Source organism: Gilvimarinus sp. 1_MG-2023 (assembly GCF_030548285.1).
Window position 1 is genome coordinate 1 of record NZ_JAUOSC010001515.1, and the last position, 244, is coordinate 244.

General features: G+C 56.1%; 1 protein-coding gene. It reads left to right on the forward strand.

Annotated elements, in window-relative coordinates:
- A partial coding sequence (locus tag Q4563_RS21890) for a hypothetical protein (RefSeq protein ID WP_442903856.1) occupies positions 1–244 on the forward strand: 244 nt, incomplete at both ends.

Sequence of the window (244 nt, forward strand, 5' to 3'; positions counted from 1 at the left end):
GTCGATAGCTACCCGTATTCGTCCTGAGCGTGGCTGGCCGGGTCATCAAGCGGGGCAGTTTGCCTTTTTGAAAACCTGCGCTGATGAAGAACCTCATCCTTTCACCATTGCATCGGCCTGGAATCCGGCGGCTCCGGTGTTGGTGTTTATCAGTAAAGCGTTGGGAGATTACACGGCCCGTATGCTGGATGAGCTTGCTCCCGGTACGGCGGTCTCGGTGCAGGGGCCGTATGGTTGTTTCAAT